Annotated in this window: 1 protein-coding gene and 1 pseudogene; both read left to right on the top strand. The window is 76.3% G+C overall.

The genetic code is table 11. The features are described 5' to 3' along the window. The coding region (locus DZF91_RS06465) for an aminotransferase class V-fold PLP-dependent enzyme (protein WP_117356577.1) at positions 1 to 898 on the top strand (898 nt) is incomplete at its 5' end. A 569-nt stretch (positions 899 to 1,467) separates the two neighbouring features. Beyond that, positions 1,468 to 3,217, top strand: a pseudogene (locus tag DZF91_RS06460) (hypothetical protein); the annotation flags it as partial.

Genomic DNA, 3,217 nt, shown 5'->3' with positions numbered 1-3,217 from the left:
GCCCGCGCCGTCCTCGCCGGTCGAGGCCGTCGCCGCCGCCGACCGCGCGCTCGCCGGGTCCCCGGCCGGGCCGCGCCTGCTGGTGGTCACCGCCGCGTCCAACGTGACCGGCGAGGTGTGGCCGCTGGCGGAGCTCGCGGCGGTCGCCCGGCGGCACGGCGCGCGCATCGCGGTGGACGCGGCGCAGCTCGTCCCGCACCGCCCGCTGGACATGGCCGGGCTCGGCCTCGACTACGTCGCGTTCTCCGGGCACAAGCTGTACGCGCCGTTCGGCGCGGGCGTCCTCGCCGGACGGTCCGACTGGCTGCGCGCCGCCGACCCCTACCTCAAGGGCGGCGGGGCCACCGCGTCCGTCGAGGAGCACGGCGACCGTCCGCACTGGCACACCGACCCCGAGGCGCGGCACGAGGCGGGCACCCCGAACGTCCTCGGCGTCCTGGCGCTCGCCGCCGCCTGCGAGACGCTCACCGCGACGGGCTGGACCCCGCTCGTCGAGCGGGAGGAGCGGCTGCTCGGACGGCTGCGCTCCGGCCTGGCGCGCATCCCGGGCGTGCGTGAACTCACCCTGTGGGGGGACCGCTCGCCGCGCGTGGGCATCGTGTCCTTCGTCGTGGACGGCTGGGAGGCGCGCGACCTGGCGCTCGCCCTGTCCGACCGGTACGGGATCGGCGTCCGGGACGGGAAGTTCTGCGCGCACCCGTTCGTCCGGCACCTGCTCGGCGCTGCCGACGGGGGCGCGTCCGACGGGGGCGCGTCCGGCGGGGAGGGGTGCGCGGACGGGTCGGGGTCGGCCGTCCGCGCCAGCTTCGGACTCGGCACCACCGACGCCCACATCGACCGGCTCGTCGAAGCCGTCGCCGCTCTCGCCGCCGCCCGCCCTCGTCCCACCGACTGCTGAAACGTCTCGCCCGCGCCCCGGCGTCGCTCAGCAGCTCGCGGACGGGGCGCGTCTCGGGATCGCTCACCGGATCGCAGGCGGGAGGCGTCTCGGCGTCGCCACCAGGCCGCAGGCGGAACGCGTCTCGGCGTCGCTCACCGGTTCGCGTGTGGAACGCGTCTCGCTGTCGCTCACTGGTTTGCGGGCGGGACGCGTCCGGAGGTGGGAGGGTGAAGAGGCGTTGACCGCGCGGGCGGAAGGAGCCGGTCGGCGGAGGCGGCGTTCGTGCCCGTGCCGTGAAGGGGGCTCAGGGGCGGGCTCGCCGGGCGCGGGGAATGCGGGCCGCAATTGCCTTGGAGTTAGATCTCCCTTACCTCTCGGGGGGCAGAGAAGCACGGCCCGGCCCGGCGAGTTCGGCCGGGGCGTAGGAATGTCACCGCCCCGCGCCATACTGGCCGAGGGTCGTCCGTGGACCGGTCGAGTGGGCGCTTTAGCTCTGTTCGCCCATGTAGCGTAAGCAGGTCCGTAAGGTGCCCAACAGGGCCCGCCTCCCGGCGCCGGGGTCCGGGCGGAGGAAGGTCCTGGGCGGGATGAAACAGGGGGTGGCGACCGTGGCCGACGGCTGGCGACCCACGTCGGAGCTGGAACGCCGACTGGGGGACGCGGTACGGAACGGCGACCAGGAGGGGTACTTCCGCCTCCTGGCGGACAGTGAGCTCGTCGTCCCCGTCCCGCCCGACCTCGTCGACGGCGTCCTCGCCAACGAGCGGCAGCCCGCGTGGCCCACCCAGGTCGAGGACGACCGCACGTTCGTCCTCGCCTACACCTCGCCCAGCGCGATGCGCGCCTGCCTCGGCCCGTCCTACCGGCACTACGTCCGGCTGCGCTTCACGGTCCTCGCCGCGTCCTGGCCGGACCACAACTGGTGGCTCGCCGTGGACGTCCCGGCCCACGCCGTCGGCGGCGTCTCGCTTCCGATCGAGGGCCGCCTGCCCGCCTGGTTCGTCCTGCAGCTCGCGCAGGGCGACGCCCGCCCGCCCGTCGCGGGCCACCACGCCGCGGCCTCCGCCTCTCCCTCCTCCCCCGCCCCCGCCTCCCCGGCGTCCGACCTCGGCGCTCCTTCGCCCGACCCGGCGTCCGACCTCGGCGTCCCGGTCGGCCCCGGTACGCCGCCCGGCCTCGGTGTGCCTTCTTCTCCTGCGGCGTCTTCCGCTTCCGGCATGCCGTCCGAGGCGGCTGCGCCTTCTGGGACGTCCGCCGAGCCGACCATGTCTTCCGCCTCGGGCGCTCCGTCCGGCCCGGGCCTGCCCGCCGATGACCACGGCCAGCCCGCTGACTCCGGTGCGACGTCGGCAAGCGGCGCGTCTTCGGGCAGCGGTGTCGCGTCCGAGGCCGCTGCATCCTCCTTTACTGGCGCGCCCTTGGCGGCCGGTGAGCCTTTCGACACCGGCGCGCCTTCTGAGGCTTCCGCGTCGTCGGCGTCCGGCGCGCCCTTCGACGTCGCCGGGTCTTCGGACGGCGGTGTGCCCTCCGCTTACTCCGAGCCCGCCGCGCCTGTGCCGGGCGTTGCTCCCGCCGCGTACCCCACCCCCCCGGCCGTTCCGTACCCGACGTCCCCTCTGAACGAGGGGTACGTTCCGGCGGACGGGCCGTCCGCCTCCGCGCAGCCGAACCCGGGGGACGGCGCAGGCACTCCGGAGCAGCCCGGTTTCTCCGCGACCGGCGAGATGGGCACGCAGGCACAGGCCCCGTTGCCGCCCAACCCGTACACGTCCGGCGAGCCGTACGCGCCGGAGCAGCCCCTCGTCACCGGCGGCGAGCCGAGCGACCAGGGACGGCCGCCGTTCGCGCAGCCCCAGCCCGCTGACGCCCCCGGCCAGGACGGTGACGGCGGCGCACAGCCGCCCGCCCCCGCGCCGCAGGGCACCGGCCATCCCCCGGCGTTCGACGTCCCCGCAGGTCAGGCACCTTCGGCATCGGCCCGCACCGGATATCCGGCCGCCCCGGCAGCCGGTCCGGCGCCCGCGTCCCGGGAGGACGTCTCCGTGGCCGGGCACACCGGTACGCCCGCCGAGGCGGACGAGTCCGCACCTCGCACGGACGACCCGAGGGCCACGATCCCCGACCTGTCGGTGTACCTGCGGGACGAGGCGACAACGCCCGGTGAGGCCGCGCCCCCGCCCCTCGCGGACGAGCCGGGCGCCGGATACGACACTGAGCGACCGCTGCCGCCCGGTATTGCCGACATGCCGCCCGTGCCCGAGCCGCCACAGCCGCCCGCCGCCGAGGCACCGCAGCCGCCCGCCGCCGAGGCACCGCAGCCGGCCGCCGCCGAGGCGT

It is taken from the genome of Actinomadura logoneensis (assembly GCF_003428695.1).
Taxonomy (GTDB): Bacteria; Actinomycetota; Actinomycetes; order Streptosporangiales; family Streptosporangiaceae; genus Spirillospora; species Spirillospora logoneensis.
The sequence above is the reverse complement of the archived record's forward strand: the minus strand, read 5'-3'. Positions and strand labels throughout refer to the sequence as shown.